The organism is Roseovarius sp. TE539, assembly GCF_003298505.1.
In the GTDB taxonomy this organism is placed as follows: Bacteria; Pseudomonadota; Alphaproteobacteria; order Rhodobacterales; family Rhodobacteraceae; genus Roseovarius.
Genome location: NZ_QNGB01000029.1, coordinates 1 through 18,485, shown reverse-complemented (window position 1 = coordinate 18,485; position 18,485 = coordinate 1). Strand labels below are relative to the sequence as shown.

General features: G+C 64.4%; 18 protein-coding genes and 1 pseudogene. 12 read left to right on the top strand and 7 right to left on the bottom strand.

Annotation, left to right across the window (positions count from 1 at the left end):
- Positions 1-58: 58 nt before the first annotated feature.
- On the bottom strand, positions 59-1,654 hold the full coding sequence (serA, locus tag DQW77_RS14875) for a phosphoglycerate dehydrogenase (protein WP_113259016.1): 1,596 nt from the start codon (positions 1,652-1,654) through the stop codon (positions 59-61).
- 127 nt (positions 1,655-1,781) lie between these two features.
- Positions 1,782-2,939: a phosphoserine transaminase gene (locus DQW77_RS14870; protein ID WP_113259015.1), complete on the bottom strand. Its 1,158-nt coding sequence runs from the start codon at positions 2,937-2,939 to the stop codon at positions 1,782-1,784.
- Between the two features lie 154 nt (positions 2,940-3,093).
- Here DQW77_RS14870 and serB point away from each other — a divergent pair, with 154 nt between their 5' ends.
- Positions 3,094-3,966 (top strand): phosphoserine phosphatase SerB, encoded by an 873-nt coding sequence (serB, locus tag DQW77_RS14865; RefSeq protein WP_113259014.1) that lies wholly within the window; start codon positions 3,094-3,096, stop codon positions 3,964-3,966.
- Between the two features lie 170 nt (positions 3,967-4,136).
- On the opposite strand, the gene DQW77_RS14860 is transcribed toward serB, so the two are convergent.
- Entirely contained in the window at positions 4,137-5,132 is a 996-nt protein-coding gene (locus DQW77_RS14860) for an asparaginase (protein ID WP_113259013.1), read from the bottom strand.
- A 182-nt stretch (positions 5,133-5,314) separates the two neighbouring features.
- Here DQW77_RS14860 and DQW77_RS14855 point away from each other — a divergent pair, with 182 nt between their 5' ends.
- The 5 genes from DQW77_RS14855 (at position 5,315) to DQW77_RS14835 (ending at position 9,100) form a co-directional block, all read left to right on the top strand.
- Positions 5,315-5,842 (top strand): invasion associated locus B family protein, encoded by a 528-nt coding sequence (locus DQW77_RS14855; RefSeq protein ID WP_258523872.1) that lies wholly within the window; start codon positions 5,315-5,317, stop codon positions 5,840-5,842.
- Between the two features lie 73 nt (positions 5,843-5,915).
- Entirely contained in the window at positions 5,916-7,094 is a 1,179-nt protein-coding gene (gene rlmN, locus DQW77_RS14850; RefSeq protein ID WP_113259011.1) for a 23S rRNA (adenine(2503)-C(2))-methyltransferase RlmN, read from the top strand.
- A 20-nt stretch (positions 7,095-7,114) separates the two neighbouring features.
- Positions 7,115-8,074 (top strand): amidoligase family protein, encoded by a 960-nt coding sequence (locus tag DQW77_RS14845; RefSeq protein WP_113259010.1) that lies wholly within the window; start codon positions 7,115-7,117, stop codon positions 8,072-8,074.
- A 4-nt stretch (positions 8,075-8,078) separates the two neighbouring features.
- Positions 8,079-8,792 carry a gamma-glutamyl-gamma-aminobutyrate hydrolase family protein gene (locus DQW77_RS14840; RefSeq protein ID WP_113259009.1) on the top strand — a complete coding sequence of 238 codons (714 nt, stop codon included), beginning with the start codon at positions 8,079-8,081 and terminating at the stop codon, positions 8,790-8,792.
- Between the two features lie 104 nt (positions 8,793-8,896).
- Entirely contained in the window at positions 8,897-9,100 is a 204-nt protein-coding gene (locus DQW77_RS14835; RefSeq protein WP_113259008.1) for a hypothetical protein, read from the top strand.
- Between the two features lie 29 nt (positions 9,101-9,129).
- Here the strand turns inward: DQW77_RS14835 and DQW77_RS14830 are convergent, their stop codons facing one another.
- Positions 9,130-9,939, bottom strand: coding sequence for an LOG family protein (locus tag DQW77_RS14830; RefSeq protein ID WP_113259007.1), 810 nt, complete (start codon positions 9,937-9,939; stop codon positions 9,130-9,132).
- A 79-nt stretch (positions 9,940-10,018) separates the two neighbouring features.
- On the opposite strand from DQW77_RS14830, the gene DQW77_RS14825 reads away from it, so the two are divergent.
- Both DQW77_RS14825 and dapD read left to right on the top strand, forming a co-directional pair.
- Positions 10,019-10,942 carry a threonine/serine dehydratase gene (locus tag DQW77_RS14825; RefSeq protein WP_113259035.1) on the top strand — a complete coding sequence of 308 codons (924 nt, stop codon included), beginning with the start codon at positions 10,019-10,021 and terminating at the stop codon, positions 10,940-10,942.
- A gap of 74 nt (positions 10,943-11,016) precedes the next feature.
- Positions 11,017-11,844 (top strand): 2,3,4,5-tetrahydropyridine-2,6-dicarboxylate N-succinyltransferase, encoded by an 828-nt coding sequence (gene dapD / locus DQW77_RS14820; RefSeq protein WP_113259006.1) that lies wholly within the window; start codon positions 11,017-11,019, stop codon positions 11,842-11,844.
- On the opposite strand, the gene DQW77_RS14815 is transcribed toward dapD, so the two are convergent.
- On the bottom strand, positions 11,766-12,203 hold the full coding sequence (locus tag DQW77_RS14815; RefSeq protein ID WP_113259005.1) for a hypothetical protein: 438 nt from the start codon (positions 12,201-12,203) through the stop codon (positions 11,766-11,768). The two genes, dapD and DQW77_RS14815, sit on opposite strands and share 79 nt — an antisense overlap.
- 226 nt (positions 12,204-12,429) lie before the next feature.
- Between DQW77_RS14815 and DQW77_RS14810 the strand changes: the two genes are divergently transcribed.
- Positions 12,430-12,753: a hypothetical protein gene (locus tag DQW77_RS14810; protein WP_113259004.1), complete on the top strand. Its 324-nt coding sequence runs from the start codon at positions 12,430-12,432 to the stop codon at positions 12,751-12,753.
- A gap of 62 nt (positions 12,754-12,815) precedes the next feature.
- Here DQW77_RS14810 and DQW77_RS14805 read toward each other — a convergent pair whose 3' ends face one another.
- On the bottom strand, positions 12,816-13,910 hold the full coding sequence (locus DQW77_RS14805) for a Hint domain-containing protein (protein WP_113259003.1): 1,095 nt from the start codon (positions 13,908-13,910) through the stop codon (positions 12,816-12,818).
- Between the two features lie 382 nt (positions 13,911-14,292).
- Here DQW77_RS14805 and dapE point away from each other — a divergent pair, with 382 nt between their 5' ends.
- The 3 genes from dapE to rnr are packed head-to-tail and all read left to right on the top strand — an operon-like array spanning position 14,293 to position 18,362.
- Complete coding sequence (gene dapE / locus DQW77_RS14800; protein WP_113259002.1) at positions 14,293-15,447, top strand: succinyl-diaminopimelate desuccinylase; 1,155 nt, start codon at positions 14,293-14,295, stop codon at positions 15,445-15,447.
- On the top strand, positions 15,444-16,097 hold the full coding sequence (locus DQW77_RS14795) for a TIGR04282 family arsenosugar biosynthesis glycosyltransferase (RefSeq protein WP_113259001.1): 654 nt from the start codon (positions 15,444-15,446) through the stop codon (positions 16,095-16,097). Before dapE ends, DQW77_RS14795 begins: the two co-directional genes overlap by 4 nt.
- Before the next feature lie 9 nt (positions 16,098-16,106).
- Positions 16,107-18,362, top strand: a complete 2,256-nt coding sequence (rnr, locus tag DQW77_RS14790) for a ribonuclease R (RefSeq protein ID WP_113259000.1) — start codon at positions 16,107-16,109, stop codon at positions 18,360-18,362.
- A 13-nt stretch (positions 18,363-18,375) separates the two neighbouring features.
- Here the strand turns inward: rnr and DQW77_RS18605 are convergent.
- Positions 18,376-18,485, bottom strand: a pseudogene (locus DQW77_RS18605) (IS5/IS1182 family transposase); the annotation flags it as partial.

Below are 18,485 nucleotides of genomic sequence, written 5' to 3'. Positions count from 1 at the left end.
ACGGACCTGACGCCGCCCCGAAAAGCAGGACGGCGCGGCCGTTTCTCATGACAAGCAGTCAGGCGACACTGAATTCCAGTGGCCTGATCTGCTGGAACTTGCCGGTAGCGTGAAGTTTGGCGATGACATCCTCGGAGACCGGCGCGTCGACATAGAGCAGCGCGATGGCCTCGCCGCCGGAATCCTTCCGTCCGAGGGTGAAGTTGGCGATATTGACGCCGCTTTCGCCCATCGTCTGCCCGAGCGCACCGATGATCCCGGGCTCGTCGCGGTTGGTGGTGTAGAGCATGTGGCGCCCGATCTCGGCGTCGATGTTGATACCCTTGATCTGGATGAACCGCGGCTTGCCATCCGAGAACACGGTGCCCCCGATTGAGCGTTCGCGCCTGGCGGTGACCACGGTCAGCTTGATGTAACCCTCGAAAGCGCCGGACTTGTCCTGCGTAGTGGTCGAGATCCTGACCCCGCGTTCCTTGGCCAGCGGCGGAGCGGAAACCATGTTCACCTCGGGGTTGACGGATTTCATGATCCCCGCCACCGCGGAGCAGGTGAGCGCCTCGAGGTTCATTTCGGAAACCACGCCGTCATATAGGATGTTGATCGCCTTGATGGGTTCGTCCGTCATCTGCCCGATGAAACTGCCGAGGTGATCGGCAAGGTTGATCCAGGGCCCCATCACCTTGGCCTCCTCGGCGCTGACCGAAGGCATGTTGAGCGCGTTGCTGACCGCCCCCGTCAGCAGGTAATCCGCCATCTGTTCGGCAACCTGGATGGCCACGTTTTCCTGGGCTTCGGTGGTGGCGGCCCCAAGATGCGGTGTGCAGACGACGTTGGGCAGCCCGAAGAGCGGATTGTCGGTGGCGGGTTCCTCGGCAAAGACGTCAAAGCCCGCGCCCGCCACATGGCCGGATTTCAGCAGGTCGGCCAGCGCCTGTTCATCCACCAGCCCGCCACGCGCGCAGTTGATGATCCGCACACCCTTTTTCGTCTTCTCCAGGTTCTCGCGGCTCAGGATGTTGCGGGTCTGATCGGTCAGCGGCACATGCAGGGTGATGAAATCGGCCCGCGCCAGAAGCTCCTCGAGCTCGACCTTCTCGACGCCCATCTTGTCGGCCTTTTCCTGGCTCAGGAAGGGATCGTAGGCGACAACCTTCATCTTCAGGCCGCGGGCGCGGTCACAGACGATGCCGCCGATATTGCCGGCACCGATCACCCCGAGGGTCTTGCCGGTCAGCTCCACGCCCATGAACCTGGATTTCTCCCACTTGCCCGCCTGCGTTGAGGCGCTTGCCTCAGGGATCTGCCGCGCCACCGCGAACATCATCGCGATCGCGTGCTCGGCCGTGGTGATCATGTTGCCGAAGGGCGTGTTCATCACGATCACGCCCTTTCTGGAAGCCGCTTCCTTGTCGACATTGTCGGTGCCTATACCGGCGCGCCCGACAACCTTGAGCCTGCCGGCCTTTTCGAAGATCTTGGGGGTCACCTTGGTGGCCGACCGGATCGCGAGCCCGTCGTAATCGCCGATCACCTCGGCCAGCTTTTCCTTGTCCTTGCCCAGTTCGGGCATGAAATCGACGTCGATGCCGCGATCGCGGAAGATCTGCACGGCGGTTTCCGACAGCTTGTCGGACACGAGTACCTTGGGAGCCATATTTTCAATCCTGTAATGTCGTCCCGCCAATGCGGGCGGTGTCGTTGGAATACCATCCCCGCCCGGCGGGGATCTCATTGTGTCGCATGGAGAAGGGTCAGCTTTGGCGCAGGGGCCTTGCCCTGAATCAGGCGGCCTGTGCCTGTGCTTCGATCTCGGTCTCGAAAGCCCACCTGATCCACGGCATGAGGGCCGCGATGTCGGTGGTTTCCACAGTCCCGCCACACCAGATCCGCAGGCCCGGCGGCGCATCGCGGTAAGCGCCGATGTCATATGCCACGCCCTCGGCATCCAGCCGCTTGACCACCGCCTTGGCAAAGGCGGCACCATCGCGGATCCGGTGATCGGTGAATTTCAGGCAGACCGAGGTGTTGGAACGGAACTCGGGGTCGGTGGCCAGAAAGGCAAGCCAGTCATTCTCGGCCACGAACACCTGGACCGCAGCCAGATTCGCATAGGCACGTTCGCGAAGGCCTTCGAATCCGCCAACCTCTCGCGCCCAGTCAAGGGCCAGCAGGTAATCCTCGACCGCCAGCATCGACGGCGTGTTGATCGTGGCGCCCTCGAAAATGCCCTCGATCAGCTTGTCACCCTTTGTCAGGCGGAAGATCTTGGGCAGCGGCCAGGGCGGGGTGTAGCTTTCCAGCCGCTCCACTGCGCGGGGGCTGAGGATCAGCATGCCGTGCGCCGCCTCGCCGCCCAGGACCTTCTGCCAAGAAAAGGTCGTCACATCCAGCTTGTCCCATGGCAGGCGTTGCGCGAACGCGGCGGAGGTGGCGTCACATATTGTCAGGCCTGCGCGGTCATCCTTGATCCAGTCGCCATTGGGCACGCGCACGCCGGAGGTGGTTCCGTTCCATGTGAAGACAACGTCATTGTCGGTGTCAACGGATGCCAGATCCACGATCTCGCCGTACTCGGCGGTCTTCACGACGGCATCTAGCCTGAGCTGCTTGACCGCGTCTGTCACCCAGCCGGCGCCAAAGGATTCCCACGCCAGCATCTCGACCCGGCGCTCACCCAGCAGGTTCCACATCGCCATTTCGACAGCCCCCGTATCAGAGGCGGGCACGATGCCGATGCGATAGTCGTCCGGAATGCCCAGCACTTCGCGCGTGCCGTCGATGGCGGCCTTCAGCTTCGCCTTGCCGGGGGCGGCCCGGTGCGACCGGCCAAGGGGAGCGCCCGAAAGCCTGTCAAGATCGAATGCGGGGGGTTTGGCACACGGGCCCGAGGAGAAACGCGGATTTGCCGGCCGCGCTGCCGGTTTTGCAATATCGGTCATGATATCCTTCCAGATATTTGCCCCTCGTTGGGGAGGGGTGTCCCAAGGAGGGGGGTACGACCTTCCCGGCCCTTTCGCAAGTGCAGAAATGTCGCTATAGCGCCGTTCGGGCGCGTGAATGCGACCCAAGCGACCACGATCGGAAACCTGCCTCATGTTCATCGCAACGCTGATCGCCCCCCGCGGCGCCCTTGATCCCGCCCTTGTCGACAACCTTCGCAACGCGTGGGGCGGGGGCGACGCCCGATGGCTGAGCCCCCGGGAGGCGGCGGAATTCGACATTGTCCGGAGTCCGGAAAACCTTGAGCACACGCGCGCCGAAACGAAGGCCATGGGCGTCGACCTGAACGTTCTGCCCGCGAAGGACCGCCGAAAGAAGATGCTTCTGGCCGACATGGACAGCACCATGATCGAGCAGGAATGCATCGACGAACTCGCCGAGGAAGCGGGCGTGGGTCCGCATGTGCGCGACATCACCGCGCGTGCCATGAACGGCGAGCTGGATTTCGAGGGCGCGCTTCTGGAACGGGTGAAGCTGCTCGAAGGTTTGCCGGAAACCGTGATCACGCAGGTGCTGGAAGAGCGCATCACGCTTGCGCCCGGCGGCCGCGAACTGGTCCGGACGATGCAGGCCTCGGGCGCGCATTGCGTTTTGGTTTCCGGCGGCTTCACCGCCTTCACCTCCCGCGTCGCCACTCTGCTGGGCTTTGACGAGAACCATGCCAACACCCTTCTGGCGGCGGATGGCCGCCTGACCGGCGACGTGGCGCGGCCCGTCCTGGGGCGCAAGGCCAAGATCCGGGCCCTGTCGGAAATCACCGCGCAGCGCGGCATCTGCGCAGTCGACGTGATCGCGGTGGGTGACGGGGCCAACGACCTGGGCATGCTGCACCGCGCCGGGATCGGCGTTGCGCTGCACGCCAAGCCGGCGGTCGCTGCACAGTGCGACGTGCGCATCGATCACGGCGACCTGACCGCGCTTCTCTATCTTCAGGGGTACACACGAAACGCGTTCGCCCCTCTGTAGCGCCGGCCCGTCGCAAGGCGTTGCCGCTTGCGGCATTGTGCGCCTCCGGCGGGAGTATTTGGGGAAAGATGAAGCCCGGCAGGCCCGTTTCGACCGGCCGGACACACCTCAGGGGAGGGCAGCGGCACGCCATTTCTCCGGGAGGTATCGACGACGCCCTCGGCGCAGGTTCACATAAGGGCCCGCGCAGGACGGATCCGGCCCACCTCGATGTGCCGCCGGTTCAGTACCGGGGCGTTCATGTAACGGCGTGTGGCGGGGTTATCCGCATCCAGAACCCCCAATCGCACAAGCAGGGCGGCGATGGCGCATTCGGCCGCGCGCGTGCCGCCATCGACGATCTTGAGCGCCACGCCGAGGCCCCGCGCGGGCAGAATCGCCACGAAGAAGGCTTCCGCACCGGTCTTCAGGGCCACCGGCTCGGAGCAGGCGCGCATCAGTTCGGTGCAGGCCCGTCCCTCGCCCGCAACGAGTTCGGGATGGGAAACCATCGCCTTCCAAAGCCGCTCCGCGGCCTCGGCACGGGCGCCTTCGCGCTTGTCGGCGGATGCGAAAAAGGCCATTGCACGGGCCATTCCGTGGAGGCTCGTGGCGAAATTCGGGGCCGAACAGCCATCGATCCCGAAACCCGGGCTGCGTTCGCCCGTCGTGCTTTCGAAAGCTTCGAGGCAGGCGCGCTGAACCGGGTGACCCGGCGCCACGTAATCCGCTCCGCCCCCGAGATGGCGGTTGAGGGTGAGAAACCCGGAATGCTTGCCGGAACAGTTGTTGTGGATCTGGCAGGGCGCCCGCTCGGCCCGGATCAGGGCGTTGCGGGCCGAAATGTCATCCGGCTCCTGCGGGCCACAGCGCAGATCGCTTTCGGAAAGACCCAAGGCCTCAAGCCATGCGAGGACGCGCCGGGTATGGATGTCGGCGGCGTTGTGGGAAGCACAGGCCAGCGCAAGATGCCGGGACGTCAGAGCATGGGCATCGGCGGCACCGCTGTCCACCAGCGGCAGGGCCTGTATCATCTTTGCCGAACTCCGCGGCAGGATCGTGGTCTTGGGATCTCCCCACGACTCGAGGATTCCGCCGTCAGCATCGCAGATCACGGCATGCCCGCGATGCACGCTCTCGGCCAACGGTCCGCGCCAGATTTCCACCAGTTCGGGGGCCTGTGTCATGGGTGCGATCTCCTTCCCGGCGGTCTGTGCGAAAATCCGCCAATATCAACTTTCGTTTGTGGCCTGTCTCAGGCTATTGTAGCAATGTCGAGACAGAACAGGCGGTTGCCGATAAAATCCCCCGGGAGAGGGGTGGCAGCGCCGGCAAACCGGGGCTCAAGGACGGCTTGGAGGCTGGTCATATGGTATCACTTATCGCACGCGGCATCGCCGGGGCAGTAATGGCAATGGCAGCAACAGGCGCTGTCGCGCAGGAAGAGAGCGACAATCAGGTCGCGGCCGAAACGGCATGGAGCGTGTTCGAGGACAATGATCCGCGGGAATGCTGGGTGGTATCGGCACCGACCGAAACCGTGAATACCCGCGACGGACGGGTTGTTGCGGTGCGCCGCGGCGAAATCCTTCTGATGACCTTCTTCCGGCCCGAAGCCGGGGTTGACGGGCAGGTCACTTTCACCGGCGGCTATCCGTTCGCCGACGACTCCACGGTCAGCCTTGTCATCGGGGACGACGAGTTCGAGCTTTTTACCGAGGGCGAATGGGCCTGGCCGGCCTCGACCTCGGATGATGGCAAGATCATCGCGGCGATGAAACGCGGGGTCGACGCGGTGCTTACAGCGGTATCCTCGCGCGGGACCACCACGAAGGACACCTTTTCGCTGCTGGGGTACACCGCCGCTTTGGAAGAAGCCGAACGGCGGTGCAGCTAGGGCGCATGTTTGCCTTTGGCATCGGGGCGCAAATCCTGTATCAGGATGTCTTCAATTCTGGAAAGACAGCACAATGACCCGCACGGCCCCCGTCACCCATGACGTGATGACAATTCCCCGCAAGTTGCCGGACGGTCCGGTCAACCTTGTCGGGCTGACGCGCGAGGCGCTGCGCGACACCCTCGTCGCACATGGCACCCCGGAAAAGCAGGCCCGCATGCGCGTGAACCAGATCTGGCAGTGGATCTACCAGTGGGGGGTGCGCGATTTCGAGGCGATGACCAATCTGTCCAAGGCCTATCGCCGCGAACTGGCCGAGAATTTCATCATCGAGACGCCCGAGATGGTGAGCCGCCAGATCAGCACGGACGGCACCCGGAAGTACCTCGCTCGTATCGCCGGCGGGCATGAGGTGGAGGTTGTCTATATTCCCGAGGAAACGCGCGGCACGCTTTGCATTTCCAGCCAGGTGGGCTGCACCCTGACCTGCTCATTCTGCCATACCGGAACCCAGAAACTGGTGCGCAATCTCACCGCCGGCGAGATCGTGGGCCAGATCATGATGGCCCGCGACGATCTGGACGAGTGGCCGCGGCAGGGCGAAGGCGCCGGCGAACGGCCGCGCCTTCTGAGCAATATCGTGCTTATGGGGATGGGCGAGCCGCTCTACAACTTTGAGAACGTGCGCGACGCTATGAGGATCGCGATGGATGGCGAGGGGATTTCCCTCTCGCGCCGCCGCATCACGCTCAGCACATCCGGCGTGGTGCCCGAGATCGCCAAGACCGCCGAGGAAATCGGCTGTCTGCTCGCGGTGTCGTTTCACGCCACCACCGACGAGGTGCGCGACAAGCTGGTGCCGATCAACAGGAAGTGGAACATCGAGACCCTGTTGAATGCCCTGCGGGACTATCCGCGCCTGTCGAACTCCGAGCGGATCACCTTCGAATACGTGATGCTCAAGGACGTGAACGACAGCGACGCGGACGCCAAGCGGCTGGTGCAGTTGATCAAGGGCATTCCGGCCAAGATCAATCTGATTCCGTTCAACGAATGGCCCGGAGCCCCGCATCAGCGCAGCGACTGGACCCGGATCGAAGCATTTGCCGACATCATCTACAAGGCGGGCTATGCCAGCCCGATCCGCACGCCGCGCGGAGAAGACATAATGGCCGCCTGCGGACAGCTCAAATCGGACACGGAGCGCGCCCGCAAGAGCCGCCGCGAGATCGAGGCCGACGCCGGGCGTTGACCGGCGGCAAGGGTCACCGAATGGCAGATTTCGCCCCTCTGCCCGATCCTCTGAACGCGCACGGATCGCCGCGCCTCACCGGTGTGGAAATCGAGATTGGCGGGCTGGAAGAGGCGGATTGCGCCCGGGTCTGCGCAAGATATCTGAACGGACGCGCAGTACAGAGGGATGCGGTCATATGGACGGTGGAGCAAAGCACACTGGGAAGGCTGCAGATTTACCTTGATACCGCGCTGCGCAAGTTCGGAGAGTCGGCGTTACGGGATGCAGCCCTTAGCCTGGGCCGGGAAGTGATACCCGTGGAAATCGTGACCGAACCTCTGGACCGCGATGGGTTGCAGCGTCTCGACGGGCTTCGCGAGGAACTGCGCAAGGCCGGCGCCATCGGCAGCGGCGGCGGCATCTTCTTCGGCTTTGGCGTGCACCTGAACGTCGAAATCTCGTCAGGGGATTCTGCAGGCGTGGTGCCGCCGCTTCTGGCCTACGCGCTGATCGAGGATTGGCTGCGTGCGTTGGACCCGATCGACAACATGCGCCGTCTTTTGCCCTTTGCCGACCCGTACCCGACATCGCTTGTGCGCGCTTTGATCACGCTTGGACCCGATGCCCGCCTGACCGATGTGATCGACGCCTATATCCTGGCAACGACATCGCGCAATCACGCACTGGACATGCTGCCCGTTTTTGCGCACCTGGACCGGCCTCGGGTCCGGGAGGTTCTAACCGAGGCGAGTTCCGCCCGGCCCGCTTTCCATTTCCGCCTCCCGGATTGCCGGATCGACGAGCCGGAATGGACGCTTGCAAGGGAATGGCACCGCTGGCTGCTGGTGGAGAGAGTGGCCCGGGACCGGGTATTGCTGGAAGAACTTTCCGCAAGATGGCTGGAGGAGCACGGCGTGGTGGCCTTGTCACGCACAGCCTGGGCTGCGGCCGCGGGAGAGATCCTGAGCCGGCACGGCGTCCCCGGAACGGGCAGTTGACGCGATGCGACGCCCGTTGATTGCCGTCACCACCTCGCGGCGCTCCGGCTGGCGGGTTTTTCCGTTGGTTGCCATGAACATCTGCCTTGCGGGTGGACGCTCTGCCAGGCTGATCGACGGCACCGAGATCGCGCTTGAAAGGGCCGATGGCCTGATCATCGGTGGCGGGGACGACATATCGCCGGACCTCTATGGCGGCAAACTGGTCAGCTCGGCCCGGCTGGACCCTGACCGGGACAGTCTGGAGCGAAGCCTGGTGGAAAGGGCATTCGCCCTGAACAAGCCCGTGCTCGGCATATGCCGCGGCAGTCAGATGCTGAACGTGGCCCTGGGGGGCTCGCTTCATCAGGACGCTTACAAGACCTATGCGGCAAGCGATCACTATCGGACCATTCTGCCACGCAAAACCGTGCGTATCGAGCCGGGGTCCCGGCTCGCGGGTTTGGCCGGAAAGGATCCGATGCGTGTCAATGCGTTGCACACGCAGGCGGTTGATACTCTGGGGCAAGGGTTGCAGGTGGCGGCACGGGATCGCGGCGGCATGATCCAGGCGATAGAGCGGCGGCGCGATCCCTTTGCCCTGGGCGTGCAATGGCACCCGGAGCACCTGTTCTATGCGCACCGCCAGAGGGCGATTTTCCGGGCTCTGGTGACCGCGGCAATGGCAAGCCGCCGCGACGTTCCACAGCTGGGACAAACAGACAGGATTGATACCTGACGGTGTCGTGATGAATCCTTCTTGCCGCCGCATTTCGTGACGATTGTTGCCATGCTGCAGGGATATCCCTGAGCATATTCGGAATTGTCAGAAGGCAGGAAACGATGACCAGAGCAAACTCGGAAAACGGACATGAGATCGTTGAACTCGTGATGCGGGAACGGCGCATGGCGGTGTCAGACCGTGAATGGCGGCATCGCCTGCGCGGATACGGCTACGGCATACGCGACACCGACGAGGGGCGCGTCGTGACCTCGCTGGTGCGTGGCTCCGCAATCTGCAGCCTTCCAGGGCATCAGGCGGCCTGACCGCAACCATCGCGGCCGGCACCACCGGATCATTCCGCATACCAGTCCTCGATTATGCTGACGGCTTCCTGTCCGGTTTCCACGAACCGGAACAGGTCCAGATCCTCGGGCGAGATCGTACCGGCCTCGCTCAGGGCGTCCCAATTGATGATGCGGCGCCAGAACTCCTCGCCGAACAGCAGGAAGGGCACACGCTTCATCCGGTCTGTCTGGATCAGGGTCAGGGCCTCGAAAGTCTCGTCCAGCGTGCCAAAACCGCCCGGGAAGACGCACACCGCCTTTGCGCGCATGAGAAAGTGCATCTTGCGGATCGCGAAGTAGTGGAAATTGAAGCACATGCCCGGCGTCACGTACTCGTTCGGTGCCTGTTCGTGCGGCAGAACGATGTTGAGCCCGATCGACATCCCGCCGGCATCGTCGGCGCCGCGGTTGCCGGCCTCCATCACACCAGGGCCGCCCCCGGTGGCCACGACGTATTCGCGCCCGTAAGTGGACATTGATTTCTCGGTCATCAGCCGGGAAAACTCGCGCGCCTCGTCGTAGTAGCGCGAAAGGCCGGCCAATGTCTCGGTCCTGGCCGTCTCCTTCTTCGAGGGTTCGGGTATACGCGCGCCCCCGAACAGGACAACCGTGCTCAGGACCCCGCGCTCGTTCAAGATCATTTCGGGCTTGAGCAATTCCAGCTGCAACCGCACCGGGCGCAGCTCTTCGCGACACAGGAAATCGTCATCCGCAAAAGCCAGCCGGTAGGCGGGCGCCCGGGTCTGCGGCGTATCCGGAACACCGCGTGCGGTAACACGGTCGGATCGGGCGTCTCGGAACAGGCGTTCATCTTCCATCTTCGTTCATTCCTTGCTGGAGATCACCAACAAGGCGTATAGCCTGAGCGAATTCATTGCCAGCAAGCAGGTCGGGCGCATGGACTGGAAAGCGGAAATTGAGGCGGCGCAGTCACGAATCGTTCCGCATGTGCGGCGCACACCTGTCCTGCGGGCCACCGGAATGGTCATTGAGCGTCCGGTCGAGTTCAAGCTGGAGCACCTGCAGCACACCGGCAGTTTCAAGGCGCGCGGCGCGTTCAACACGTTGCTCTCCGGCCCGGTGCCGGAGGCCGGGCTGGTCGCGGCATCGGGCGGCAATCACGGTGCGGCCGTCGCTTGTGCCGCGGCACGACTGGGCCACCGGGCGACGATTTTCGTGCCTGAGCTGGCGGGACCGGCCAAAATCGCGCTCATCGAGCGTACGGGCGCGGATCTAAAGGTGGTTCCGGGCGTTTACGCGGATGCCCTGGACCGGGCGCGGGACCACGAGGCCACAACAGGCGCGATGCAGATCCATGCTTATGATGCGCCCGCCACGGTGATCGGTCAGGGCACCTGCATGGCGGAATGGGAGGATCAGGGTCTGACGGCTGACACGGTCCTGATCGCCGTCGGCGGCGGTGGCCTGGTCGCCGGGGCGCTGGCATGGTTAGAAGGGCGGCGGAAGGTCGTTGCGGTCGAACCCGAAAATGCCTGCGCGCTGCACGCCGCGCTGGCGGTCGGCACGCCTGTCGATGTCGAAGTATCCGGCGTGGCCGCCAACGCCCTCGGCGCACGCCGCATCGGGGACATCTGCCTTGGGCTCGCGCGTGAGCATCGCGTGGTCAGCACATTGGTAAGCGACGACGCGATCACCACCGCGCAAATCGCCCTCTGGCAAGAGATGCGCCAGCTGGTCGAGCCGGCGGGTGCCGCAGCACTCGCGGCGCTGATATCGGGTGCTTACAGGCCCGAGCCCGGCGAACGCGTGGCGGTCCTGATCTGCGGAGGCAATATCACGCCGGACCCGATCCAGGGATAGTCGCATTGCGCCGTGCATGGCCTAGCCTTATAGGCCATTGGGATTGCCAAGAGCCGCCAAGGGAGTGTCAGGCCATGTCGAATGCCCAACTTGAAACCGCCATCGAAACCGCGTGGGAGACCCGCGACCGGATCTCGCCGACCACCGGCGGCGCCACCCGCGAGGCGATCGAGGAGACCCTGGACGCCCTTGACAGTGGACGCCTGCGGGTGGCGCAGAAAGACGAAGACGGTACCTGGCGGGTGAACCAATGGGCCAAGAAGGCGGTATTGCTGGGGTTCCGGATCAAGGATATGGAACAGCAGGACGGCGGTCCGCAAGGTGGCCATTGGTGGGACAAGGTCGACAGCAAGTTCAAGGGCTGGGGCGACGCGGAATGGAAAGAGGCCGGTTTCCGCGCCGTTCCGAACTGTATCGTGCGCCGCTCGGCCTATATCGCGCCGGGCGTTGTGCTGATGCCTTCCTTCGTCAATCTCGGCGCCCATGTGGACGAAGGCACGATGGTGGATACATGGGCCACGGTCGGCAGTTGCGCGCAGATCGGCAAGGGCGTGCATCTCAGTGGCGGGGTCGGCATTGGCGGCGTTCTGGAACCGATGCAGGCCGGCCCCACGATAATCGAGGACAACTGCTTCATCGGCGCGCGATCCGAGGTCGTCGAGGGGTGCATCGTGCGCGAGGGCTCGGTCCTGGGTATGGGGGTCTATATCGGCCAGTCGACCAAGATCGTCGATCGCGAAACCGGCGAGGTCTTCATCGGCGAGGTACCCCCATACTCGGTCGTGGTCTCGGGGTCGATGCCGACGAAGAACAACCTCAACCTCTACTGTGCGGTGATCGTCAAGCGTGTGGACGAACAGACCCGGTCCAAGACAGGCATCAACGAACTCTTGCGGGATTGAAACCGCGCCACCGGCAATGGCCGGACGAGCCGCCGCCCAAGGCGTGTTGCGTTCAACCGGAGACAGCTGGGCGACGGTGCGCGGCCGCCCGGGCGGGCGCGGGCCTCCGGCCGGCCAGCCGGGCCATAACCCGACCGAAGACCGGGAAAAAGTGTCAGGAGTTCCGCCCGGGTCGCCACGTCCATGTCGCCCATGACCTGCGGGCCGGGATGGAAACTTTCGCTTTCCAGCCCCTCGGCGGAGATGATTTCGTGGCGGTCGAGGTCCGCATCGTGGTCCAAACCGGCGCCGAACATGGTATTGGCCGTGTCCATCGCGGAGGCTGATGTGTCGATGGAAAGCGCCGATGTGATCGCCATTTGCCCGGTCAGTCCTTCACTTGATTGCAGGCAGGTTAGGCGCCTGCCCCCTGGCGACGGGTTAAGGATCCGCCTGCCCCCGTCGGGACTCTGCAGCGCATTCATCGAGTTTTCTCAGGGCCGCAGCACGTGAAAGCGCGGGCTTGCGGCTTTACAACCAAGCCGGTCTGCGGCAGGCGGTGCACCAGGCCCCATTGGGCATCTCTGGGCGGCGGAGGCACAGGCGATGGCGGACAGGAAAAGCAATCAGCAGGTTTTCACCCTTCTGGTCGAGATCGGACGCAAATCCGGTGACGGACTTCCCGTTGAGGCCACGGGCGCGGCATTGATGGTGTTCGCGGGCGGGGTGGACGAAGCCGAGGCGGTGCGGGAAACGGTGGCGATCCTGAAACAGGCGGATACGGCGCCACTTGATGTTTCGGGCTACGGCACCCTGGAAGAGCGCGAGGCCGAGGGCCATGACATCAGCGAGGAAGAGCGGGCCCTGATGCGCCGGGCGCGCGACGAGAACGCCGTCATAGTGGCGCAGGTGACCCCTTTCTTCGACTAGAGGAGTTCCGTCAAGCCTGGCAACCTGCCTCGTGAACCGGGTATCGTGGACCCGATACCGCCTCAGGCCGCGCGGTGGGCCGCAAGCGTTATCGCCTCGAATGGCTTCAGGACCGGCCAGACAGGTTTGGGGTGCTCGGGCAAATCCGGCCGGGGCGCCCCCGCCAGAACGCTTGCCGCCAGATCTTCGCGTCGGCGCCGCAGCCGGCCGATATACAGACTTTCCAGAGCACATCCCGCCACGGTAAGCGTTTCGTGTCCCGGCAGAACAACCTGGTGGTAGGTGATCAGATCCGGTCCCCCCGTCGCCCTTCTCGCCGAGACGCCATTGACCAGGTGTCCGGCCGCGACAAGAACCGCCTCGTGGCCGAAAAGATATTCCACCTGCGCCCCGCACATCACCATCCGTTGTTGCGGTGCGACGAGGATATCACGCGACAGGCCGAAATAAGGGGCCCGCAAGAGGACAGGCCGGAAACTTCCCCTTGCCGGAACCGTCCGCCTGACCGGCTGCAGTACCGGCACCAACCCCTCACCCGGGCATTTCACGGTGTCACCACGTCTCAATCGGCGCGCTTCGCACGTCCCCCGCGCCGAATCGACGGGAAGCCTTGACGCCAGACCGGGCATCGGGCCCACGGGTTCCATCCTGTCCGAAACAGCAACGAAACTGTTCCCGGGGTCGCAATTCCGCGTACTCTCCCGGCGGATCATCCGGCACAGATCGGCAAGGAGCATCGGCGTCGGCTCAGCCATTTCGACAATGCTGACACTGTTGGCTTCAGGCCGCTCCACCACCAGCCGCGCGTATCTGCGCGGCGCATCCCAGCTATAACTGATCCGGGCCACGTCCGCCCGCGTATCCGGATCCCGCCGCAGCGTGGCGTGACGGACACCGCCATCCTGAGAGTCCACCAGTATGACAGCACCGCCAGGAAGGGCCTGAAGGCTGAACCCGCCGCTGAAGGGCTGATCATAAGCGAATTCCAGAAGCGCACGTGGCCGCACGTCGGGGGAAAGCCGGGTTTCGACTAGGATGGTCCCGCACGGCAGGAGCGCGTTAGCCGGCGGCTGCGTCGGGGTGGAGTCACCCGCTGCTTGCAACCCGCGCACGTCGAAGCGCTGCCCCTCGCCGTCCGCCAGCCCGATCCAGCCCATTTCAACGCACCTTCCGATGGGCCCGACGGGCAAGAAAGGCCGGGCCCAGCCCTTTCACGCCATTGATGACGTCGTTGCGCCGTCCCGCGATACGTTCCATGCCTGCCTCACACGACCAGACCGGGGCGGAAATCACACCGGGCCACGCGGGTGGCGCGATCATGGCGACTTGCCGGTAAGCCGGACACCGATCCATTGCGGTCAATACTGCTCTACCCTGCCCCGGGTTTTTCTTGATGTTTCAATACCAGTCTTTTGCCGTCATGTTAAGAGTTTATGCGGTCAGCGCCGCGGGACCGGAAGCGTACGGCATTCGCGGGCGGCGAATTGCACGGAACTCCAATCCGCGCTAGGCCACGGTGCGAAGTCGATTGGAAAGCCCATGCCACGAACACCCGTAGATCCCGCCACCCTGACCGCGGATCTGATCCGCTGCCCTTCCGTGACACCCGAAGATCACGGCGCACTCAGCCTGCTTGAGGGTTTGCTGAGCGGTGCTGGTTTTGACTGCACCCGCGTGGAGCGGGGGGGTATCGCCAACCTCTTTGCACGCTGGGGCCCGAAGGAGGCCACCCGCAGCTTCGGGTTCAACGGGCATACCGATGTCGTGCCGGTGGGCGATGCAGCAGCCTGGAGCGTGCCGCCCTTCGGCGCCGTCGAGGCCGACGGCAAGCTTTGGGGGCGCGGCGCCACGGACATGAAATCGGGGGTTGCCGCGTTTGCTGCCGCGGCGGTTGATTTCGTGTCCGGCACACCGCCCGAGGATGGCGCCGTTATCCTGACGATCACCGGCGACGAGGAAGGTGACGCGGTCGATGGCACGAAGGCCCTCCTGGACTGGATGGCGGCGGAAGGTGAGGCCATGGATGTCTGCCTTGTCGGAGAACCCACCTGCCCGGAGACCCTTGGCGACATGATCAAGATCGGGCGGCGCGGATCGCTTTCTGCCTGGATCACGGTCACCGGCCGGCAGGGCCATTCGGCCTATCCGGATCGGGCACGGAATCCTCTGCCGGCGATGGCACGACTGGTTGACCGCCTTTCATCCCGTGAACTTGACGCCGGGACAGGGCATTTCGACCCTTCCACGCTGGCGGTGGTCACGATCGACACCGGCAACCCAGCCACGAACGTGATCCCGGCCAGTTGCCGGGCCACGGTGAACGTGCGTTTCAACGATTGCCATTCCGGCGCCTCGATCACCGAGTGGCTGCAAACGGAACTGGACGCTGTCACAGCTGAGTTCGACGTAACGGGCCGCATGGACGTCAAGATTTCCGGGGAAAGCTTCCTGACCCCACCGGGATACCTGTCCGGGATCGTCTCGGAGGCGGTCGAAGCGGAAACGGGGGTCGTTCCGGCGCTGTCCACCTCGGGCGGCACGTCGGACGCGCGTTTCTTGCGCAACCACTGCCCGGTGGTGGAATTCGGCCTTGTCGGAAAGACGATGCACCAGGTGGACGAAAATGTCGAAATCGCCCAGATCCACGCGCTCAAGGCCGTCTACGCGCGTATCCTGAGCCTCTACTTCTCATGATGCGCCGCCGCGCCCGGCTGGTCGTGATGGTCAAGGACCCCAGGCCTGGCCGCGTCAAGACGCGACTGGGGCGGGAGATCGGGATGGTGGAGGCGGCGTGGTGGTTCCGTCACCAGGTGCGGCGTCTTCTGCGCGAGGTCCGGGATCCGCGCTGGCAGGTTCTGCTGGCGGTGACGCCGGATCACGCCGTCACCTCCCGCGCCTGGCCCGCGGATATCCCGCGCATCGAACAGGGCGGCGGCAATCTTGGACGCCGCATGAAGCGATTGTTGGGCGGCACGGCACCCGGACCGGTCTGCCTGATCGGGGCTGATATTCCCGGCGTTTCCAAGGCCCATATCGCCCGCGCGTTCCACATGCTCGGCCATCATGACGCCGTGTTCGGGCCGGCGCCCGATGGCGGTTTCTGGCTGGTGGGAATGAAGCGCACCGCGCCCCCACCCGCAGGGATGTTCCGCGATGTCCGCTGGTCAGGCCCGCATGCGCTCGCCGACAGTATCGCCAGCCTCGGTGGCGTGCGCGTGGCACTGTGCGATACGCTGGCGGACGTGGATACGGCCGCGGATCTGGCGAGGCAAGCCCGGCCGGGCTTGACGAGCGCGCCGGCGCGGGGTGTCTTCGCTGATGACGGCGGCGGGCAGGCATGCTAGGCGAACGCCATGAGCCATATGCCCAGCAAATCCGACATCCTGAGATGGATCGCGGACAACCCGACCCTCACCTCGAAACGCGACATTGCCAAGGCCTTCGGCATCAAGGGCGCGGCGCGCATCGATCTCAAGCGCCTTCTTCGGGAACTCGAGGAGGAAGGCCATCTGGAAAAGCGCAAGAAGACCTACCGGGATCCTGATCGCCTGCCGCCAGTGAGCGTGTTGCAGATCTCCGGCCAGACGTCCGACGGCGACCTCACCGCCAAACCCCTCGAATGGCACGGCGAGGGCGTTGAGCCGGTCGTTCTGCTTGTCCCGCGCGCGTCCGATCCCGCACTTGGTGAGGGAGACCGGATCCTCGCCCGGCTGCAGGAGATACAAGGCGAGGCGCATCACTACGAGGCCCGCCTGATCCGGCGCATCGGCACCAACCCGCGCAAGGTTCTGGGTGTCTTCCGCAAGGGAGAGGAGGGCGGTCGCATCGTTCCCATCGACAAGGGCGACGGCAAGGAATGGCAGGTACCGTCCGATGCCACCGGCGGCGCCAGGGACGGTGAACTGGTCGAGGCCGAACAGAGCGGGCCGAAGGGCCGCATGGGTCTGCCGCGTGCCCGGATCGTGGAGCGCCTCGGCGATCCTTCGGCGCCAAAGGCCGTGTCGCTGATCGCCATTCACCAGCACGGCATCCCTGACGAGTTTCCCGACGAAGTGATCGCCGAAGCGGACCGGATGAAGCCGGCAGGGCTCAAGGGGCGCGAGGACCTGCGCGACCTGCCGCTGGTGACGATAGACCCCTCCGATGCCCGTGACCATGACGATGCGGTCTGGGCACATGAGGATGACGATCCCAGGAACGAGGGCGGCCATGTCATCTGGGTCGCCATCGCAGATGTCGCCCATTACGTCACCGCCGGTTCGGCACTGGACGCCGAGGCGCGCAAGCGCGGCAATTCCAGCTATTTCCCGGATCGCGTGGTACCGATGCTGCCGGACCGTCTTTCCGGCGATCTCTGTTCGCTGCACGAGGGCGTGCCGCGCGCCTGCATCGCGGTCCGGATGCAGATCGACGCGCACGGTGAAAAGATCGGGCATCGTTTCCTGCGTGGCCTCATGCGTTCCGCCGCGTCGCTTGATTACCACGAGGTTCAGCAGGCCGCGGACGGCAGCCCCAACGACAGATGCGCGCCGCTCCTGGACGAGGTGATCGCCCCGCTCTACGCGGCCCATGATGCCTTGGCCAAGGCGCGCAAGCGCCGCCAACCGCTGGATCTCGATCTGCCCGAGCGCAAGGTGGTGCTGAGCGACGAAGGCAAGGTTCTGAGCGTGAATTTCGCCGATCGTCTGGATGCCCATAAACTGATCGAGGAATTCATGGTGCTGGCCAACGTGGCCGCCGCCGAGACGCTGATCGCGCGGAAATCGCCGCTTCTGTTCCGGGTGCATGAAGAACCGCCGCCCGAAAAGCTGGACAGCCTGCGCGATGTGGCCGAGGCGGCCGGGCTGACACTGGCCAAGGGGCAGGTTCTCAGGACCTCGCATCTCAATGCCCTGCTCCATGCGGCCGAGGACACCGACCATTCCGAGGTCATCAACATGTCCACCCTGCGGGCGATGACACAGGCCTATTACGCGCCCTCGAATTTCGGGCATTTCGGACTGGCGCTGCAAGCATATGCGCATTTCACCTCGCCCATCCGCCGCTATGCGGACCTCGTGGTTCACCGGGCGCTGATCACCGCCCATGGCTGGGGCGATGACGGGCTCAGCCCGCAGGAGGTGGAGCGTCTGGAGGGCACCGCGGAGCATATCTCCGAGACCGAACGTCGCTCGATGACCGCCGAGCGGGATACCAATGACCGCTATCTCGCCGCCTTCCTGTCGGAACGCGTGGGGGAGGAATTCACCGGCCGGATCAGCGGGGTGGCCAAGTTCGGTGCCTTTGTCCGGCTGGACGAAACGGGCGCCGACGGCCTGATCCCCGTGCGTTCGCTGGGGCGTGAGTTCTTCCATTTCGACCGCGAGGCCGGTACCCTTACGGGCGCCGATACAGGGCTCACGGTCGCGTTGGGCCAGCGCGTCACGGTCCGCCTGAGCGAGGCCGCCCCGGTGACCGGTGGCCTTGCACTCGACCTGGTCAGCATCGAGGGAGAGGATGTACCGCGCGGACCTTCGCGCCAAGGCGGCAAACCACCCCGTCGCAAGGCTGCAAAGGCGAAACGCAAATCCGACCAGACCAAAAAGAAGGTCAAGCGCAGCCGGCGCTAGGCGGCGTCTGCATTTAGCTGATCCAAGCCATTGCGCATGCGAGATCAACGAAGGCTTTGAATGAGCTGACGGATTTCTCGCAACGCAATGCGATCCTGCGGAAGCGTTTGATCTTATTGAAAA

Bases quoted from the DNA above. Each gene is read 5' to 3' on its own strand.
- serA (WP_113259016.1), bottom strand. From the start codon at position 1,654: ATGGCTCCCAAGGTACTCGTGTCCGACAAGCTGTCGGAAACCGCCGTG.
- DQW77_RS14870 (WP_113259015.1), bottom strand. From the start codon at position 2,939: ATGACCGATATTGCAAAACCGGCAGCGCGGCCGGCAAATCCGCGTTTC.
- serB (WP_113259014.1), top strand. From the start codon at position 3,094: ATGTTCATCGCAACGCTGATCGCCCCCCGCGGCGCCCTTGATCCCGCC.
- DQW77_RS14860 (WP_113259013.1), bottom strand. From the start codon at position 5,132: ATGACACAGGCCCCCGAACTGGTGGAAATCTGGCGCGGACCGTTGGCC.
- DQW77_RS14855 (WP_258523872.1), top strand. From the start codon at position 5,315: ATGGTATCACTTATCGCACGCGGCATCGCCGGGGCAGTAATGGCAATG.
- rlmN (WP_113259011.1), top strand. From the start codon at position 5,916: ATGACCCGCACGGCCCCCGTCACCCATGACGTGATGACAATTCCCCGC.
- DQW77_RS14845 (WP_113259010.1), top strand. From the start codon at position 7,115: ATGGCAGATTTCGCCCCTCTGCCCGATCCTCTGAACGCGCACGGATCG.
- DQW77_RS14840 (WP_113259009.1), top strand. From the start codon at position 8,079: ATGCGACGCCCGTTGATTGCCGTCACCACCTCGCGGCGCTCCGGCTGG.
- DQW77_RS14835 (WP_113259008.1), top strand. From the start codon at position 8,897: ATGACCAGAGCAAACTCGGAAAACGGACATGAGATCGTTGAACTCGTG.
- DQW77_RS14830 (WP_113259007.1), bottom strand. From the start codon at position 9,939: ATGGAAGATGAACGCCTGTTCCGAGACGCCCGATCCGACCGTGTTACC.
- DQW77_RS14825 (WP_113259035.1), top strand. From the start codon at position 10,019: ATGGACTGGAAAGCGGAAATTGAGGCGGCGCAGTCACGAATCGTTCCG.
- dapD (WP_113259006.1), top strand. From the start codon at position 11,017: ATGTCGAATGCCCAACTTGAAACCGCCATCGAAACCGCGTGGGAGACC.
- DQW77_RS14815 (WP_113259005.1), bottom strand. From the start codon at position 12,203: ATGGCGATCACATCGGCGCTTTCCATCGACACATCAGCCTCCGCGATG.
- DQW77_RS14810 (WP_113259004.1), top strand. From the start codon at position 12,430: ATGGCGGACAGGAAAAGCAATCAGCAGGTTTTCACCCTTCTGGTCGAG.
- DQW77_RS14805 (WP_113259003.1), bottom strand. From the start codon at position 13,910: ATGGGCTGGATCGGGCTGGCGGACGGCGAGGGGCAGCGCTTCGACGTG.
- dapE (WP_113259002.1), top strand. From the start codon at position 14,293: ATGCCACGAACACCCGTAGATCCCGCCACCCTGACCGCGGATCTGATC.
- DQW77_RS14795 (WP_113259001.1), top strand. From the start codon at position 15,444: ATGATGCGCCGCCGCGCCCGGCTGGTCGTGATGGTCAAGGACCCCAGG.
- rnr (WP_113259000.1), top strand. From the start codon at position 16,107: ATGAGCCATATGCCCAGCAAATCCGACATCCTGAGATGGATCGCGGAC.